General features: G+C 60.7%; 15 protein-coding genes, 1 tRNA gene and 2 pseudogenes. 7 read left to right on the top strand and 11 right to left on the bottom strand.

What is annotated here, in order from left to right; genetic code table 11:
- Positions 1-24: 24 nt before the first annotated feature.
- The 3 genes from AKU94_RS07835 to AKU94_RS07825 form a co-directional block, all read right to left on the bottom strand.
- Positions 25-444, bottom strand: coding sequence for a PepSY domain-containing protein (locus AKU94_RS07835; RefSeq protein WP_050526745.1), 420 nt, complete (start codon positions 442-444; stop codon positions 25-27).
- Positions 445-654: 210 nt separating this feature from the next.
- Positions 655-1,221 (bottom strand): hypothetical protein, encoded by a 567-nt coding sequence (locus AKU94_RS07830; protein WP_050526744.1) that lies wholly within the window; start codon positions 1,219-1,221, stop codon positions 655-657.
- A 169-nt stretch (positions 1,222-1,390) separates the two neighbouring features.
- Entirely contained in the window at positions 1,391-2,746 is a 1,356-nt protein-coding gene (locus AKU94_RS07825) for a ferredoxin reductase family protein (RefSeq protein WP_050526743.1), read from the bottom strand.
- Between the two features lie 268 nt (positions 2,747-3,014).
- Here AKU94_RS07825 and AKU94_RS07820 point away from each other — a divergent pair, with 268 nt between their 5' ends.
- From AKU94_RS07820 to AKU94_RS07810, 3 genes are all read left to right on the top strand, one after another.
- On the top strand, positions 3,015-3,674 hold the full coding sequence (locus tag AKU94_RS07820; RefSeq protein ID WP_050526742.1) for a response regulator transcription factor: 660 nt from the start codon (positions 3,015-3,017) through the stop codon (positions 3,672-3,674).
- On the top strand, positions 3,671-4,996 hold the full coding sequence (locus AKU94_RS07815; RefSeq protein WP_050526741.1) for an ATP-binding protein: 1,326 nt from the start codon (positions 3,671-3,673) through the stop codon (positions 4,994-4,996). The genes AKU94_RS07820 and AKU94_RS07815 overlap by 4 nt, the downstream gene beginning before the upstream one ends.
- Positions 4,997-5,167: 171 nt before the next feature.
- Positions 5,168-5,923: an SDR family NAD(P)-dependent oxidoreductase gene (locus tag AKU94_RS07810; RefSeq protein WP_050526740.1), complete on the top strand. Its 756-nt coding sequence runs from the start codon at positions 5,168-5,170 to the stop codon at positions 5,921-5,923.
- A gap of 132 nt (positions 5,924-6,055) precedes the next feature.
- Here the strand turns inward: AKU94_RS07810 and AKU94_RS07805 are convergent, their stop codons facing one another.
- From AKU94_RS07805 to AKU94_RS07795, 3 genes are all read right to left on the bottom strand, one after another.
- Complete coding sequence (locus tag AKU94_RS07805) at positions 6,056-6,703, bottom strand: DUF924 family protein (RefSeq protein ID WP_232295724.1); 648 nt, start codon at positions 6,701-6,703, stop codon at positions 6,056-6,058.
- Positions 6,704-6,743: 40 nt separating this feature from the next.
- Positions 6,744-8,624 carry a heavy metal translocating P-type ATPase gene (locus tag AKU94_RS07800; RefSeq protein ID WP_050526770.1) on the bottom strand — a complete coding sequence of 627 codons (1,881 nt, stop codon included), beginning with the start codon at positions 8,622-8,624 and terminating at the stop codon, positions 6,744-6,746.
- A 452-nt stretch (positions 8,625-9,076) separates the two neighbouring features.
- The gene (locus AKU94_RS07795; protein WP_050526739.1) at positions 9,077-9,436 is read right to left on the bottom strand and encodes a hypothetical protein; all 360 of its coding nucleotides are present in this window, start codon (positions 9,434-9,436) and stop codon (positions 9,077-9,079) included.
- Between AKU94_RS07795 and AKU94_RS07790 the strand changes: the two are divergent.
- The 4 genes and pseudogenes from AKU94_RS07790 to AKU94_RS07775 form a co-directional block, all read left to right on the top strand.
- Positions 9,420-9,734, top strand: a pseudogene (locus tag AKU94_RS07790) (YcbK family protein); the annotation flags it as partial. The gene AKU94_RS07795 and the pseudogene AKU94_RS07790 sit on opposite strands and share 17 nt — an antisense overlap.
- The gene (locus AKU94_RS07785) at positions 9,731-10,036 is read left to right on the top strand and encodes a hypothetical protein (RefSeq protein WP_408633682.1); all 306 of its coding nucleotides are present in this window, start codon (positions 9,731-9,733) and stop codon (positions 10,034-10,036) included. The pseudogene AKU94_RS07790 and the gene AKU94_RS07785, both read left to right, overlap by 4 nt.
- A gap of 476 nt (positions 10,037-10,512) precedes the next feature.
- Positions 10,513-12,845: pseudogene (locus AKU94_RS07780) on the top strand (heavy metal translocating P-type ATPase).
- A 23-nt stretch (positions 12,846-12,868) separates the two neighbouring features.
- The gene (locus tag AKU94_RS07775) at positions 12,869-13,066 is read left to right on the top strand and encodes a heavy-metal-associated domain-containing protein (RefSeq protein ID WP_050526738.1); all 198 of its coding nucleotides are present in this window, start codon (positions 12,869-12,871) and stop codon (positions 13,064-13,066) included.
- A gap of 18 nt (positions 13,067-13,084) precedes the next feature.
- Here AKU94_RS07775 and AKU94_RS07770 read toward each other — a convergent pair whose 3' ends face one another.
- From AKU94_RS07770 to AKU94_RS07755, 5 genes are all read right to left on the bottom strand, one after another.
- On the bottom strand, positions 13,085-13,528 hold the full coding sequence (locus AKU94_RS07770) for a c-type cytochrome (protein WP_050526737.1): 444 nt from the start codon (positions 13,526-13,528) through the stop codon (positions 13,085-13,087).
- 49 nt (positions 13,529-13,577) lie between these two features.
- Positions 13,578-14,033 (bottom strand): c-type cytochrome, encoded by a 456-nt coding sequence (locus AKU94_RS07765; protein ID WP_050526736.1) that lies wholly within the window; start codon positions 14,031-14,033, stop codon positions 13,578-13,580.
- Between the two features lie 130 nt (positions 14,034-14,163).
- Complete coding sequence (locus AKU94_RS07760; protein WP_050526769.1) at positions 14,164-15,702, bottom strand: multicopper oxidase family protein; 1,539 nt, start codon at positions 15,700-15,702, stop codon at positions 14,164-14,166.
- 76 nt (positions 15,703-15,778) lie between these two features.
- Positions 15,779-16,123 (bottom strand): hypothetical protein, encoded by a 345-nt coding sequence (locus AKU94_RS19655; protein WP_157056467.1) that lies wholly within the window; start codon positions 16,121-16,123, stop codon positions 15,779-15,781.
- Positions 16,124-16,366: 243 nt separating this feature from the next.
- Positions 16,367-16,443 (bottom strand) — tRNA-Met (locus tag AKU94_RS07755).
- Positions 16,444-16,553: the final 110 nt, after the last annotated feature.

The following is a 16,553-nucleotide window of genomic DNA, read 5'->3' as shown; positions in this document are numbered from 1 at the left end:
TCCGGGATGGGGCGGGCTGCGGGGTTATTTCACCAAAACCGTTGGTGGCGCGCCGTTGCCAAACAAAGGGTTGCGCGGGGCCGTGCTTGGTGCGGCAGGGCTTACGCCGTCCTTGCGGTCACGACGCGCACGATCCTTGTCATCGTCGTCATCATCATCATCGTCATCCCGGTCATCATTCTTGTATTTCAACTTGATCACCCGCAGCGTCGCCGGGTCGATCTTGGCCTTTATTTCCCGCCCCGTGGCATCGCGGCCCTTCACCTCATAGCAGCCATCATCGATCTTGATGCGGCGCAGGGTCCAGCCGTTGTCTTGGGCCAAGCGCTCTACCGCCTCGCGCGGCTGCCAATTGGCCAGCGGCACAGAGCAATCATCATCGGCAAACGCCATGCCCGCCGGAAGTGCGGCAAGCAAAGCGAGGACTGTCAGAGTCTTTTTCATTGGGGATCTCCTTCCACCTGATAAGATCACCCTAGGGGGGCCACCTGAGGGGGGGCTGACAGCCACGCGGTTTTTGCTTCAGCTTGGCGTCAGGAACGCGACAAAAAAGAAGGCCGACTGCGACAGTCGGCCTTTCATTGAAGTGTGCCCATGTGGCGGGACCCCTGGTTCAGTTCCGCTTGTCGGTTTCATGCGGATTGCCAACGCCCATCATCGGGAAGGGGTTGGGCCATCAAGCGGGCCGGGATCTATTTGAAATCCGGCGGGGCTTGGGATGCCCAGCTGCGCTTGCAACGACGCGCCGACAAGCAGTGCCGCCGGGTAAAGCACCTGAACATCGTTTACCTCATGCCAGATCATCCGCTCGGCAAGACGCACGGTTTCGGGTTGCCCGGCCTCATCCGCTGTCGCGTAGAGATCAACAAGGGCGATAACGAGATCCACATCGCTGTCGTGTATCTGCGCCAGCTCTGCCTCCAGCACCTGCAACCGTTCAGGCATTTGCGGGTCCGTCCGCATCTGCCCACCGGCGGCGACATCGGCAAAGCCAAGGATCGGCAAGATCAGCTTTTCCTGCGCTGCGTTATGCGGCCCCATAAGGTCGGCCGCGACGCGAGCTGTGCTGCCAACCGCGCCGGACTTGCTCGCGACCTGTTCAAGCTGTGACCGGAAATCCGCGTGAACGGCGCTCAGGGAATATGGCGTCTCAAAGGGTGCGGCCATTGCTGTCGTGGCCAGTGCGGACAGGACTGCGGATACAACAAGGTTCGTATGCATGATATTCTCCTTTCATCTGATGTACTCAATCTGCGCTCACCAACTGATCCGCACCTGACGAAGCCGCAATTATTGCTTCAGCTTGCTGTCAGAAATGACAAAGCCCCGCCGGGAACCTGCGGGGCTTACGGGCACTGTTTTGCGGCCTATCGATCTGATGAACTGCATCTCATGCGAATTCAAAATGCTCAAACCGCACCCGTCGCGGCGTCTGGCCGCGGGTTTTCAGATCCTTGAGGACTCCATCCTTCAAGCCCTTCGGCCCGCAGAACCAAAGTTCGGCCTCCCCAACCGGGAAGCGGACCGACCCGATCACATGGTCCCCTGTCAAGCGCCCATCGTGCGCAGTCGCAACCACCTCATAGCTGAAGCGCGGATTGCGCCCGACCGCAGCCTGCAGGGTTTCCAGACCGATTGCGTCTTCCGGCGTGCGGACACAGTAAATGAGGTGGATTTCGCGCCGCTCCGTCTCCGCGAGGCTCTCTGCCCAAGCGAGAAACGGCGTGATGCCAATACCGCCAGCCAGCCAGATCTGCCGCGTGCCGCCCTTGCGAAAATTGAAGCGTCCGTAGGGGCCTTCGACCTGCACGCTCATGCCCGCGCGCAGGGCGTCGGGCAGTCTCCTTGTCCAGCCGCCGAGCGCCCGTATATACAGTGTCAGCGTACCATCAGGGCGCGCGGCGCTGGCAATTGTGAAAGGGTGCGGCTCTGACAACCCAGCCTCAGGCGCGCGGACAAAGGCAAACTGCCCCGGCCGCCAGCGCATGGCCCGCCCCTTGGGTGTCAGGGTCAGTGCTGTAATCTCCCCCTGTCGGCTGACCCGACTGACTGTGAACGCCCGGCGACGCAGATGCGGGGCTATGAACTCGGTATGGACCCAGGCGATCAGTCCGGCGATTCCAAACCCGTTCAGAAGCACTGACAGCGACGGATCAACCCCGGTTGGCAGGTCGACGAAAAATTGGTGAAATACGACGATAGCGAAAAGAACGCCCATGAAGCGATGGCTGAAACGCCAGAGCTGATAAGGAATCTCCAGCCTGACAAACGGAAGCCGTCGGAACCAACTGATCGCGATCAACGCAAGCAGCGCATTGAAAGCGAACTCGCCTGCGTCGCTGGCGAAATCGCCCAACCCGGTCTCCCGGACCGTGCGCTCAAAGTCGGGTTCAAACTGGTCATGCAGGATCATCAGGACCAGCGCCGATATGCCAAGCCATTTGTGAACCCGGTACATGCGGTCGAGCCCGCCAAAGGCAGGCTCCAGCAGGCGCGGGCGCGCCGCAAGGATCAGGGTCAGGCTCATGGCGACGACGGCAGCGGCCCCAACAGCGATTCCGATGGCCACATCAAAACCATAGGGCGCGTAAGAGACGAAGCCAAGAACGCCCGCCAGAATGCACGACAGTCCGACCAGCAAGAGCCCGGTCACATTCACGGCGCTGCTGGCGGCAGGAACCCCGGGGATGGATCGAAGGTTTGACGCCACGCGGGTATTGCTGGCGCGTTCTACTACATCCGACATTGCCTCGCTACTCCCTGTCCTGCCGCGCATCGGCCTCACGCGGGGGCCGATGCCTCAAAGCCACCCCACCCCACCCCACCAGGAAAGACCGTCATAAGATCGAGAATTGTCAATGTCTTCTTCATGGGTCAAACTCCTCTCAGGGTTCATTGTGCTGCAACTCATGCGCCGCGAAACTGACAAGATCCTGAAGCGTTTGTCTCGGCAGCATCAGCGTTGCGTCAGGTAGACGGATCATGAAGGGTCATAGTGAAAGGAAACATCCACCATGCGCATCCTGCTGATTGAGGACGACACCGTCTTGGGCTCTGCCGTACGCGACCAGATCGCTGGCGACGGCCAGTCTGTGGATTGGGTCACGCGGCTTGATGCGGCGGGCGATGCGGTTGCAGCGGCGGCATATGATCTGCTTTTGCTGGACCTGATGCTTCCGGATGGGCGCGGCATTGGGTTTTTGAAAACCTTGCGCGCGCGGGGCGATGTGACGCCGGTGATTATCCTGACCGCGCTGGACCAGATTTCCGACCGGATTGAGGGGCTGAATGCGGGTGCGGATGACTACCTTGTGAAACCCTTTGATCTGTCGGAGCTGTCCGCACGGATCGGGTCCGTCGCGCGCCGCTATTCCGGCAACCCCAACCCGATCATCAGCCACGGCGCGCTGACCATCGACATCGCGTCGCGCACCATCCGCAGCGAAGGCAAGCAGATCCTGCTGACCGCCCGCGAATGGGCGTTGTTTGAGGCGTTTCTGGCCCGCCCCGGTCAATTGTTGTCCAAACCGCAGCTTGAAGAAAAGCTTTATACTTTTGACGCAGAAGTGGAAAGCAACACCATCGAAGTTCATGTCAGCCGCCTGCGCAAAAAGCTGGGCGCAAGCGTGATTGAGACCGAGCGCGGCATGGGCTACCGTCTGGGCACTCCATGAGGTGGCCGCGCAGCCTGCAATCGCGTCTGGCCCTGTCGCTGGGCGTTCTACTGACGCTTTTGTGGGTGGCAGCGGCTTGGGGGACCAGTGTCGCGCTTCGGCATGAAATGGATGAGGTCTTCGATTCCGCCCTGCAAGAAACCGCACAACGCCTGCTGCCGCTTGCGGTTCTGGACGTGCTTGGGCGCGACGAGGATGATACCCCGCAACGTCTGGCCACTATCCGCGACCACGATGAATTCTTCACCTATATCGTCCGTGACGCACAGGGCAGGATGCTGTTGCAATCCCACGCGGCAGAGGCTGCGGTGTTTCCCCCTTATGACGGGGTGGGGTATCACCAGACTGCAACCCACAGGCTCTATACCGAGGCCGCCCTGCAAGGCAGCATCCGGATTACCGTGGCGGAGCCCGTGGAGCACCGCAGCACAGTTGCACGCAACATCCAGATCGGTCTTGCACTGCCGCTGCTTGTCGTAATTCCCGCAGCCCTGCTCGCCATTCTTCTGGCGGTTCGGACAAGCCTGCGCCCGCTGAGAGAGTTCCGCAAAACTCTTGGCGGACGCGATGCGCGTGACCTGTCGCCGGTCCCGACCAAAGGCCTGCCTTGGGAAATCGCCCCGGTAGCGGCCACACTGAACGACGTCTTTGAGCGCTTGAAAGCCAGTTTTGATGCCGAGCGCAGCTTTGCCGCCAATGCCGCGCATGAATTGCGCACCCCGCTTGCGGGGGCCATCGCACAGGCACAACGCCTTCGGTCCGAAACCAGTGAGCCTGGCACCGTGCAAAGGGCCACTGACATTGAGGCCACACTGAAGCGGCTGACACGCGTGGCCGAGCGGCTGATGCAATTGGCCCGTGCTGAAGGCGGGCAGCTCCGGTTGGATCACGCGTCGGACCTGCGCCCGGTGGCGCGTATCATAGTTGCGGATATTGGCCGCACGGTTGCGCCTGATCGCATCAAGCTGACGCTGCCGGAACAGCCCGTGATGTCAGACCTCGATCCCGATGCATTCGGCATCCTTTACCGGAACCTGATTGAAAATGCCCTGCGTCACGGACTGGAAGGCAGCGCGGTCGAGGTTGAGTTGACGGCAGACGGCACTTTGATCATTGCAAACGCGGGGCCGGTTGTTCCTGCGCAAACGCTGGCCCGCCTTACTGCCCGGTTTGAGCGCGCGGGGACAAGTGCCGAGGGAAGCGGTCTTGGCCTTGCGATTGTCGCAGCGATTGCGGACCGGTTGGGAAGCGAGTTGATCCTGAAATCACCCCGCACCGGCCAAGCATCGGGTTTTGAAGCTCGTCTGAAACTATCGGTTTAGGCTCTGCGTCAAAATCACTCCGCCCGGCTTTGGGATTGCCTCACTGACGCTGATCCACATTACACCCGCGCCTGCATCTCATTTGACAAATAAAACGATGCCAGCGATGAAAATCGGCTCTCGCATCCCTATGTTGATACGGTAATTCACAGTTCTCAAAGGAGAAAAGCCATGGATCTGCGTTTTGACGGCAAAACGATTATTGTAACAGGTGGGGGGTCGGGCATTGGTGCTGCCACCGCCGAGGAACTCGCGACGAGTGGTGCCACCGTGATTGTCGCGGACCTTGACCGGGCCAATGCCGACAGCATTGTCAAAAACATCGCGAGCAAGGGCGGCAAGGCCCATGCCTGTACCGTGGATGTGGCGAAGGCCGCTGAGGTCGAAGCGATGGTGAAATTTGCGGTCAAGACGACCGGCGCGTTGCACGGGATTGTCAATAACGCGGGCATCGGTGGCCCCTCGGCGCCGACTGGCAGCTATGATGTCGAGGCGTGGCAAAAGGTGATCGACATCAACCTGTCCGGCGTTTTCTATGGGATGCGTTTTGCCATCCCCGAGATTGAAAAGGCGGGTGGGGGTGCGGTGGTCAATGTGGCCTCGATCCTTGGTTCGGTCGGTTTTGCCGGGTCCTCGCCCTATGTCAGCGCCAAGCATGGCGTTCTGGGGGCGACAAAAAATGCGGCGCTTGAGCATGCAGCGACCGGCGTGCGGGTCAATTCCGTGGGGCCGGGGTTTATTATGACGCCGCTGGTAAGCAGCGCGCTGGACGCCGCAACGCTGAAGCACCTCGAAGGTGAGCACGCCCTGAACCGGCTTGGCACGCCCGAAGAGGTCGCGGCGCTGATCGTGTTTTTGCTGTCGGATCGTGCAAGCTTTATAACCGGGTCGTATCACTTGGTCGATGGTGGCTATACGGCGCGCTAACCTAGCGGGCCCGCTCTTGCCGGGCGGGCCACGGGGTCAAAGGCTGATCGCAATTGGGAACTGACGATCTGTTTAGCTGGGCTGCAAAGCAGCACATCAAAGCCCTGACATCTGGCGGCGTTTATCGGTATTTTACCGAAACGCTTTCATATGGGGGAACTGGCCTTTAGCGAGATAGGCCTCCTCCACGGCAGTCGATTTGCGGTTCAGCACGCCATTACGATGCGGATGCCGACCAAAGGCCGCGATGATTTTTCGAACGTCGCGGGCTTGACTGACCAAGCCGGAATAGATTGGCTGCAAAGGGGCCGGGGCTGTGATGGCAATCCCTTCGCGTAGGGTGATCAACTGGTCGAGACGCTGCAAATGGTCCGGCCCCTCGCAATGGCCCAAGGGCAGGCCAAAGACGATCTGGGACCACGGCGTTTCCAGCCGGGCATAATCACCGTTTGATATTCCGCTCATTGACAGCGATAGCGCGTAAGGATCTTGCGCAAAGGCGCGGGCATCATCGCGCCAGACCGAGCGGGAAAACTGATCCAGCACGGTGATCAGCGCCAGCCTGCCATGTGGGTCCTGCGCCCAAGCGTCAAGCCGCCCCTGTGCCGCGCTTTCGGTAAGATCCGCAAACCGCGCCATGATTTCAGCATCCGCACCGCCCTGCATCCGCCAGCGCCAATGCGCATGGTGCGCCTGTGGGTCCACATCCAAAGCGCGCCCTTCAGGAAACCAGAAATCGAGAACCTCGTCCCAGTCCTCACGGGGCTTTTCAGCCATCATAACAAAGCTCCCTTCGCAAAGCGGGCAAGGGCCACCACCCTCATGCAGCAGCCTCTTTCGGCCCGCGGATTGGCGCATTCCGCTTTGCCCTGCGCGCGGGGTTCGACAGCAGTCGCAACCCGTTCAGCACCACAAGCACCGTGCCGCCTTCATGACCGACGACCGCAATCGGCAACGGCAGGTCAAAGAACAGCCCGGCGATGACCAAAATCACCATGACTCCGATGGCAAAGATCAGGTTCTGGCGGATGATCCGTGCGGCGCGGCGGGCAAGGCGGTGGGCATCGGCAAGCTGGCGCATATCCTCCGACAAGAGCGCCACATCGGCGGCTTGCAAGGCCACCTCGGACCCCGCGGCCCCCATCGCAATGCCGATATCAGCGCGCGCAAGGGCTGCGGCATCATTCACCCCATCGCCGACAAAGGCCACCTTGCCGCGTTCGGCCAGTCTGGCCACGGCCTTTACCTTATCCTCAGGCAGCATTTCGGCATGGATCTCCCCCTCGTTAAGGCCGAGTTCCGCCCCGATCCGCAGCGCCACTGGCCGTCTGTCACCTGTCATCATCACGATCCGGCGCACACCGCTGGCCCGCAGCGCGGCAATCGCGGGGGCAGAGCTGGGCCGTGCCTCATCCGCCACACTGACCGCGCCCAGCACCTCTGCTCCCCGCCCCAGATAGATAACCGAATCCGCACCCTCCGCCAGTGACCGCAGGCGCGGGGCGTCAATGGGCGCACCCATATTTTCCGCCAGATAGGAGTTTCCGGCCCAGACCGGACCCAGATCATCCTGCCCTGTAATCCCGATCCCCGGTTGGGCGCTGACCTCGCGCACCTCGCCCGGGTCAAGCCCGCGCTCAGAAGCGGCACGCCGGATTGCAGCGGCGACATGGTGTTCGGAATGCGCCTCCAGCCCGGCGAGAAGCGACAAAAACCCCGCCTCGTCGCCGTTCAGCGCCACGATTTGCGTAACAGCCGCCTGCCCTTTGGTCAGCGTGCCGGTCTTGTCAAAAGCAAAACTATCGACGGCGGCAAGGGTTTCCAGCGCGGCGCCGCCTTTGAACAGAACGCCCATGCGCGCGGCGGCCGACAGCGCCGACAAAATCGCGGCAGGGACCGAGATGACAATCGCGCAAGGGCTGGCCGCAACCAGCAGTGTCGCCGCCTTGTAAAGTGCAGGCTTCCAATTGCCGTCCAGCCAGTAAAAACAGCCAAAGGCAAGCACCGCCCCAATCAGGACAGCAATGGTATAGCGCTGGCCAAACCAGACGCTGAACCGCTCTGACGGGGCCTTTGAGGCGTGCGCCTCGGTCACCAGCCGGATCATGCGGGCAATGGTGCTTTCCCCCACCGTGCGCGTCACAGTGACCTCCAGCACCCCGTCAAGGTTCACTGTCGCTTCAAACACCGGCTGGCCTACGGCCTTGGAGACGGGCATAGACTCGCCGGTGATATTGGCCTCATCAAGCCCGCCGCGCCCGAGGCTGATCGTGCCATCACTCGGCACCCGCGCACCGGGACGCAGCACCACAACATCACCAACCTCCAGCGTCGCTGCCGCGACCTCCTCAACCCCGCCGGACGCGGTTTTGCGCAATGCGGTTTCAGGACGCAGCGCCATCAGCGCCTCGATCGCGCTGCGCGCACGGCCAAGCGCGCGCTCCTCCAGCGTGTCCGCCACGCTGAACAGCGTCAACAAAACCGCGCCTTCCAGCGGTGCGCCGACAGCCGCAGCTGCCACCGCGGCAACCACCATCAGCAGGTCAATATCCAAAACATGTTCATTCCAAAGCGCCGAGAGTGCCCGCGATGCCGCAGGAAGCCCTCCCGCAAGATAAACAGTTGCCAGCGAAGGAAGGGTGACAATTCCCAGCCCGTCAACCGGCAGCCACGCCCCCGCCATACCCAAAAGCATGCCCATAACCGTCAGCAACGAGAGAATGAAAGCGGGGTCGCGCTGCAGCGGTTTGGTGGGGATTCGTTTGGCCAGCTCGGTCACATCTGCACCCCGCAGATGACCATATTCTGATCACCAGAGTCGAACGGTGCCAGCGCAAGCGCCATCATATCTACGATCGCATTCATAAAATTTCGCTTTGCCCTCTGATTTTCCCACGATAGCGCCTCAGGCCGCCTTGGGCATTGGCGATTTTGACGCATGGCTTGCATGGTCGCCGAAACCGGGATGCTTCACAAGGTGCCGGATCAGCCCGGGTCAGTACCATCGGATCTTAACCACCCATCGCCCGCGCCCGTGTCCTTTTGCACAAGCTGGCGACGATCAGCGGAAGCTCTGCGCCGTTGAGCGCGGAGTGGGGACGGTGGTGCCCATCAAGATGGTTTGAATTGTCTTTTGCTGGCCTGCGGTCATGATCACTTCACTTCGTTGGTCGCAGCTGGCGTGGCTATATAGCGAAACGCTACGACCGCAATGACGGCCCAGACTGCCGTGCGCAGGATCATTGCGCCGGCGATGCGCGACTCGAACGCGTCGCCTTGCAGCATATGAACACCGAAAGCGATCCCGACCAGCGCTGTGCTGGTCAGAATGCCGAGGGAGATCCACACGGCGAGACGGTTCTGCAAGAACAGCCCGACGCCAGCCAGCACATAGGCAAACCCGGCCAGAAAGTTGAACCACAGCACAAAACCCACGGCATTATCGACGGCCGCGTGGGCCTCGGCACCGCCGAACAGGGCGCGCCCCTGAAAATAGCCCGTCTCCGGCTTCATGCACATCGATCCCGGTCCCGCGCGGTCTTGGAGCAATCTCTTCCCGTCCCGCGCGACGCCCTTCGTGCCAGAGGTGACCCCTGCCCGCGAGGTCTTGGCCGAAAGCCGCACTTTGAAGGGCGGCGGCGCTGCGGGTGTCGAGGTGGCGCAAGATATCCTGGCAGAAACCCAATCCGCGATCCTGCCCCTGGTGCCCTACCTCGAAACCCTACGCTGAGTCTTCATCGCCGTGGCGCTGATCGGCATCGCCATTGCCATCCACGCCCGGATCGACGACTGGAAGCGGAGCCAGAGATGATTGGCTGGATTGTCACAATACTCAAAAGCGGCCCTGCGCGCAAAGCGCTGGGCTTGTTCTTGGCCATCACCACCGTCGCACTGTTCCTGTTGAACCTGCGCCGTGCCGGGGAGCGCACGGGACGGTTGGCCGAGCGTCTTTCAACATCGGAGAAAGCCCATGAAACCCAACGCAGATGCTGGACGCCGCCAGTCGCCGCCCAGCTGATCGCGATGATCTGGCTCAGCGCTTGCGCGATGGGCGGTTCTGATGAACGGGGACAGGCTTGCCAGACCAACAGATCAAGCCCAAGCTGCGGATGAAGTCGAAAAGCTATCAGAAGCATCTATGGTGGTGCGGATTCTGAGCGATTATGCCGTCCTGCGCGAGCAAGTGCGGGCGTGCAGGTGAAAGACGGACCGGGGATTGTTCACTTTGGGCGGCTCGACAGTGGAGGTTAACTATCCTGCGGTCGAAAATCGATCAAGTCAAGGTGCTCCCCCGGTCAAAAAACCACTGGCATTTCACTGTCATGGCGAGCGTGTTTCGTTTGATCTTCTACTTCGATTTAAACCGTGGCGCATGACACTCAGGCCGCAACCCAAGCTCCAAGCATCCACAGGCCCATGCCCGCCATAGCAGCGTGAAAAGTTTAACGAACTGATCGCGTTACTTCAAAGAGCCCAAGGCTGATGATGACATCCCAGGACGAGGGCGATCACGATCAACACTAATAGGGCTTGACCTTCCAGCCACTGGATGCCTTAGGCAGAGTAAATCAACAGAAAGTTGGCAAGACATGGACCACGATCATCACCACGCGAAGTCCGACATCCCGGCGGGAGCCGATACCGCAAAGGATCCTGTTTGCGGCATGACGGTCGAGATCGGGCCCGAGACGCGTCACGCGGCGTTTCAGGACGAGAAGTTTCATTTCTGTTCAGAGGGTTGCCAGACCAGATTCAAGGCCGATCCGTGGTTCTATGCTTCCGGTCGCGCCGCCGGGCAAAAGAAGGCGGCTCCTACAGATGCCCAATATACCTGCCCGATGCACCCGGAGATCGTGCGCGATGAACCCGGAGACTGTCCGATCTGCGGCATGGCGTTGGAGCCGATGTTGCCCTCGGATGAGCCCAGCGAGGAACTGACCGATTTCACCCGCCGGATGTGGATCTCGTCGGTTGCGGCGGTGCCGCTGATCATTCTGGCGATGGGCGAAATGGTCGCCCTGCCGGTGCGCGACTGGATCGGGCACCAGACCGCCAGCTATCTGGAGTTTGTGCTGGCAACGCCGATCGTGCTCTGGGCGGCCTGGCCGTTCTTCAAGCGCGGCTGGGAGTCGGTTCTGAACCGTTCGCCCAACATGTGGACGCTGATCAGCCTTGGTGTGGCGGCGGCTTATCTTTATTCACTGGTCGCCACCTTCCTTCCCGGGGTGTTTCCGGAACAGTATCGGACGGGCGAAGCGGTCGGCAATTATTTCGAGGCAGCTGTGGTGATCGTGACCTTGGTCTTTGTGGGGCAGGTGTTGGAATTGCGGGCGCGCGAACGCACCGGCGACGCGATCCGCGCGCTTCTGGACCTCGCGCCCAAGACTGCCCGGCGCATCCTGCCCGATGGCACGGAATACGATGCACCGCTGGAAAACATCATGGAGGGCGACCGCCTGCGGGTGCGGCCCGGCGAGGCCGTGCCGGTGGATGGCATGGTGATCGACGGGCGATCCAGCCTGGACGAAAGCATGCTGACGGGCGAATCCATGCCGGTGGAGAAGGAGCCCGGCGATGCGGTGACCGGGGCCACGATCAACCATAACGGCAGCCTCGTGATTGAGGCGGGCAAGGTCGGGGCCGATACGGTGCTGGCGCAAATCGTGGCGATGGTGTCGAATGCGCGGCGGTCCCGCGCGCCGATTCAGGGGATGGCCGACCGGGTCTCGGCTATCTTCGTGCCGACCGTGGTAGCCGTCGCGATTATCGCGTTCATTGTCTGGCTGATCTTCGGGCCGGAACCGGCGCTGGTCTTCGCCATCGCCTCGGCGGTCTCGGTACTGATCATCGCCTGCCCGTGCGCGCTTGGGCTGGCCACCCCGATCTCGATCACCACAGCAGCGGGGCGCGGCGCGCAGGCAGGTGTCTTGATCAAGGATGCCGAGGCGCTGGAGCGCATGGCGGGCGTCGATACGCTGATCGTTGACAAGACTGGCACACTGACAATGGGCAAGCCGAAGCTAACCGATACGGTTGTGCTGGGGGATCTGGCCGAGTCCGACCTTTTGTCGTTGGCCGCAGCGCTGGAACGTGGCTCGGAACACCCGCTGGCCGAGGCGATTGTTGAGGGGGCAGAGGCGCAAGGGGTTGCGCGGCAGGACGCCACCACTTTGAGGCCATCACCGGCAAGGGCGTGCGCGGCACGGTCGGCGGGCGTTCCGTGGCACTTGGCAATGGCGCGATGATGCAGGAGATGGGGCTGGACACGACGCATGCCGAAGCCGAGGCGGACACCCTACGCGCCATGGGAAAGACGGCGATGTTCATCGCTGTCGATGACGCACTTGTCGGCATCGTGGCGGTGGCCGACCCGATCAAGGACAGCACCGCGCAGGCGATCGACGAACTCCACGCGCAGGGGCTGCGTATCATCATGGCGACCGGCGACAATGAGCGCACGGCGGAGGCGGTGGCCAGCAAACTGGGCATCGACGAGGTGCGCGCGGGCGTCTTGCCCGAGGATAAGAAGACGCTGATCGACGAGTTGCGAAGCAAGGGCCACAAGATTGCCATGGCAGGTGACGGGGTGAACGACGCTCCGGCCCTCGCCGCCGCCGATGTCGGCATCGCCATGGGCACCGGCGCGGATGTGGCGATGGAAAGTGCAGGCATCACCTTACTGGGCGGCGATCTGATGGGAATCGTGCGGGCGCGCAATCTCGCGCGCGCGACGTTGCGCAATATCAAGCAAAACCTGTTCTTTGCCTTTGCCTATAATGCGGTCGGTGTCCCGATCGCGGCGGGGCTGCTTTATCCTGTCACTGGCCTTCTACTCTCGCCAATGATCGCGGCAGCGGCGATGAGCCTGTCCTCTGTTTCGGTCATCACGAACGCGCTGCGCCTGCGGCGGGTGGATCTATAGGCAAACCAAAAAAGGAGAACTCAATGACAACCTTCCATATTCCCGATATGAGCTGTGGCCACTGCAAGACAACTGTTGAAAAAACGATCCATGCCCTCGATCCTGCGGCGCAAATCGAGTTTGACATGGCCGCACGGCAGATCACAGTTCAGAGCGGCACTGACGCCGCACATATGACGGCAGCGCTGGCAGAGGCCGGATATCCTGCCTCGCCAGCCTGACGACTGTTCGCCTGTGGGTCATTGAGTATCTGCAAGGCTCCGCTCGGCGTGCACGCCACGCTCACGTTCAGGCCAACGCGATCTGATATACGCAAGGATGTCTTCGATCTGTGTTGGCGTCAGCATCTCGCCAAACCCCGGCATGCCACTGTCAAACCGCACGCCCATTTGTGCCAGTGCTTCCTCGCCGCCCAGGGTAATGTAGGCAATCAGGTCGGCGTCAGAATGATGCCACGTGTGGCCACTGGCATCGTGGGGTGGCGCAGGATAGCGTCCGTCCTCGTCGGGGCTTTGCCAGTCGGGTTGACCTTCCAAATTTCTCCCGTGACAGGAGGCGCAGTTTGTATCGTAAAGGACATGGCCGCGCGACACGGCGGCATCCTCAGGCGCAAACAGATAGACGGCGGCCCCGATGGTTCCAATGAGGGCCGCTGCTCCGAAAATGAGTGGGACCGGCCTCATGCTTGATCGCCGTGAGTGCAACCACCCACTTCGCTTGGATTACGTGCCATCAGTTGATCCCGTTGGCACGCTGCAACTCGCGCACATAAGCAACGATCGCACCCAGTTCTGAATCGGTCAGGGGTTGTTCAACCGCGGGCATGTTGCCAAATTTCCAGTGATGTGCCCGCACACCGTTCCGCGCTGCCAGAAAGAAAGCCGCATCGCCGTGATGCGACGGCTCATAAATGCGGTGGACAAGCGGTGGCGCGATGCCATCCTGCCCGGCCGCATTTGCGCCATGGCAAGAAGCGCAGACCGCATTGTAATATGTTTCACCCTGACCAGCCTGTGTCGAAAACTCTGCTGGAACCATCACCTCCACCATTGGTGCCGCCGACACCACCGATGAGGTGCCCGCGGCAGATGCCGAAACCGGGTTTTTTGAGGGCTGAACTTGGGTCCAATACCAACCCGCTAGGGCGATGACGGCAACACCCAACGCGCCAATGAGTCTCTTTTTCATGATACAATCTCCAATTTATCTTCGCCGTCCATGCGGCGTGCGCGTATTCCTCTTGCCGTCAGCTATGCCAACCGAATGAGGTGCGGTGAATTTATTTTGCCACCGGGTGTGGTACCCGGTGGCAGGGATATCACGCTGATACAGCAAACTCGGTCATCATGCCCGTGGACAGGTGCGGCATGTGATGACAATGCAGCATCCAGCGCGCGGCCTCGCCCGCATCCAGCGCAATCGTCACCATCGTCATCGGGGGCACATAGACGGTATCGCGGACCGCGCCGTCGATGTCGCGCCCATTGATATTCACCACCTGGAAGACATGCCCGTGCAAATGCATCGGATGCCCCATCATCGACATGTTGTGGAACGTCAGATGCACCCGCTCACCAGTCTTGGCGGTGATCGGGGTGTGGTTGCCCCAGACCTGCCCATTGATGGTCCAGAGGTAAGGCTGCATCGCGCCACCCAGCATAATTTGGTGAGACCGGTCTACTGCGCGCGGCGGAAGGGCGGGCGCACCTTCCGGTCTTGCAGCTCGCAACGCAGCCTCTTGCGAAAGATCAATATCAAAGGCGCCACTTTCAGTTTCGCTCAGGTCATCCATCCGGCGTATCTCTGCGCCTGAGGTTGCGAGGATGAGTCCCGTGCGCTCGCGCGCGCCTTCGCGCAGGGCAATGATCGGAAACGCTCCTGCGCCCGGCAGGTCGATTTCCAGATCGAGGCGCTGCGCCATGGCGAGGCCAAAGCGCGTGCCTGCCATCGGCTCCACGGCGTGGCCGTCTACTGCCACCAGACGTGCAGGAATACCGCCGGTATCAATCCAGAACGACGTCGCCGCCGCGGCATTGATCACCCGCAGCAGAATGCGACCTTTGCGTTCAACCGTGATTACCTCCGGGTCGGCCAGGCTGCGATCATTGACGAGATAGGCATCGAAGTCGAAGTCGTTTAGATCCATCTCCATCCCGCCGGCACCCATGCCACCCATGTTCATGCCGCCTGCCATGTTCATATGGCCGCTTCCGCCCGACATCATGCCACCCATCGCGATGCCAGAATGATCCATGCCCAACATACCACCCGGACCTTGCATCGTGGCACCCATGTTGCCCACGTCGTGATGCGCCGCACCTTCGGTGATCTCAGCCAACACATCGGCGGCGGGTCGGAATGAGAAATCATGCAGGAACATAACAACCTCTTGGCGGTCAGATGTCAGATCCTCGGGCCGTCGCACGATCAGCGGCGCGGCAAGCAAGCTCATTTCCTGCACCGGCACATGACTGTGCATCCAGAACGTGCCGGGCATCGCCGCATAGTCATAGCTGCGCGTCTCACCCGGTTTCAAAAGCGGCATCGGCAGATCAGGCACACCGTCCTGCACATTGGGCGGGATCTGGCCATGCCAGTGGATGATGGTTTCCTCATCCAGCGCATTGGTCAGGTCCACCCGGAACCGCTGACCGGGATCAAGGATCAAGCCTTGTTTACCCGTTCCATTGGCCAGCCCCATGACAGTCGCGGCACGACCACCCACCTCAATCACCCGCGTCGCAGCGGTCAGGGTAAGTGGTGTGGCCTGCGCGTAAGCGCCGCGCGGCAAAACGGTGGTTGCAGCCATAGCTGCGGATGCGGCCAGAAAGCCGCGGCGTGTCAGATCATGTTTCATTTTGAATAAATCCATCTCTCCCCGGAAGGGGATTGTATCGGTCTGGAACCTCCTTGCGGTTCCGCTCTTCAACAGTTCAGATGGATTTAGGAGGGCGGTCAGCGGTTTCGATCAGACGCCCGTGTAATACCAAGGACATAGCCATTTGGTGCGCAACTGGTCGAAATACCATTAGGGCCGGGTCCGGAGGTGGAAACCAGGTCGCAATTGAACCGAGACAAGCGACGCCACAGGCAGCAGACATCGAATGATCTGCAGTGCCGCAATACGCGATAGCTTCGACATGCTCCCTCATGACGCCTTGCTCATTACTACACGGGATCGATGCAGTTGGCGCTTCCTCAGCCATTACCGCATGCGGCACGACGCCGAACAATGCGACGGCAACCAGCAGCAGGAAAGAAAAGAGATAACGCGTCATCGGATCCGTCAGTAGCAAGATGACGCAAATCTAGAGCTTCTGCATAACATCCGCAATACACGATACCGTTTTCGCGCATGCAGTCCGGTCACCCAGCGGGTTTTGGTCAACCGCCCAAAACGCAAAAAGCCCCCACTTTTCAGGGGGACTTCTAAAACGTTGACTCAGCGTTGACTCGTTTTTGCACGGGCCATACACAAGTGTTTTTGTCGGATTCTAACCATTTGGAAAGGTTAGGATTTTTGGTTGCGGGAGTTGGATTTGAACCAACGACCTTCAGGTTATGAGCCTGACGAGCTACCGGGCTGCTCCACCCCGCGACGGTTGGGCGCAGATTTGGGCCCTATTTGCCCCATTTTATTGATTTGGGGTTTATTTTGTCATCGTTATGAGAGTTACGTTTCTTACTAGGTTTGGCGGTGACCTACTC

Origin of the sequence: Pseudorhodobacter aquimaris (assembly GCF_001202025.1) — a bacterium.
GTDB lineage: Bacteria > Pseudomonadota > Alphaproteobacteria > Rhodobacterales > Rhodobacteraceae > Pseudorhodobacter > Pseudorhodobacter aquimaris.
Note: the sequence above shows the minus strand (reverse complement) of the source record. Positions and strands in the feature narration are given on the sequence as shown.

What these genes read in the sequence shown, in the direction of transcription:
- AKU94_RS07835 (WP_050526745.1), bottom strand. Translation starts at nt 444, where the DNA reads ATGAAAAAGACTCTGACAGTCCTCGCTTTGCTTGCCGCACTTCCGGCG.
- AKU94_RS07830 (WP_050526744.1), bottom strand. Translation starts at nt 1,221, where the DNA reads ATGCATACGAACCTTGTTGTATCCGCAGTCCTGTCCGCACTGGCCACG.
- AKU94_RS07825 (WP_050526743.1), bottom strand. Translation starts at nt 2,746, where the DNA reads ATGTCGGATGTAGTAGAACGCGCCAGCAATACCCGCGTGGCGTCAAAC.
- AKU94_RS07820 (WP_050526742.1), top strand. Translation starts at nt 3,015, where the DNA reads ATGCGCATCCTGCTGATTGAGGACGACACCGTCTTGGGCTCTGCCGTA.
- AKU94_RS07815 (WP_050526741.1), top strand. Translation starts at nt 3,671, where the DNA reads ATGAGGTGGCCGCGCAGCCTGCAATCGCGTCTGGCCCTGTCGCTGGGC.
- AKU94_RS07810 (WP_050526740.1), top strand. Translation starts at nt 5,168, where the DNA reads ATGGATCTGCGTTTTGACGGCAAAACGATTATTGTAACAGGTGGGGGG.
- AKU94_RS07805 (WP_232295724.1), bottom strand. Translation starts at nt 6,703, where the DNA reads ATGATGGCTGAAAAGCCCCGTGAGGACTGGGACGAGGTTCTCGATTTC.
- AKU94_RS07800 (WP_050526770.1), bottom strand. Translation starts at nt 8,624, where the DNA reads ATGGGCATGCTTTTGGGTATGGCGGGGGCGTGGCTGCCGGTTGACGGG.
- AKU94_RS07795 (WP_050526739.1), bottom strand. Translation starts at nt 9,436, where the DNA reads ATGAAGCCGGAGACGGGCTATTTTCAGGGGCGCGCCCTGTTCGGCGGT.
- AKU94_RS07785 (WP_408633682.1), top strand. Translation starts at nt 9,731, where the DNA reads ATGATTGGCTGGATTGTCACAATACTCAAAAGCGGCCCTGCGCGCAAA.
- AKU94_RS07775 (WP_050526738.1), top strand. Translation starts at nt 12,869, where the DNA reads ATGACAACCTTCCATATTCCCGATATGAGCTGTGGCCACTGCAAGACA.
- AKU94_RS07770 (WP_050526737.1), bottom strand. Translation starts at nt 13,528, where the DNA reads ATGAGGCCGGTCCCACTCATTTTCGGAGCAGCGGCCCTCATTGGAACC.
- AKU94_RS07765 (WP_050526736.1), bottom strand. Translation starts at nt 14,033, where the DNA reads ATGAAAAAGAGACTCATTGGCGCGTTGGGTGTTGCCGTCATCGCCCTA.
- AKU94_RS07760 (WP_050526769.1), bottom strand. Translation starts at nt 15,702, where the DNA reads ATGAAACATGATCTGACACGCCGCGGCTTTCTGGCCGCATCCGCAGCT.
- AKU94_RS19655 (WP_157056467.1), bottom strand. Translation starts at nt 16,123, where the DNA reads ATGACGCGTTATCTCTTTTCTTTCCTGCTGCTGGTTGCCGTCGCATTG.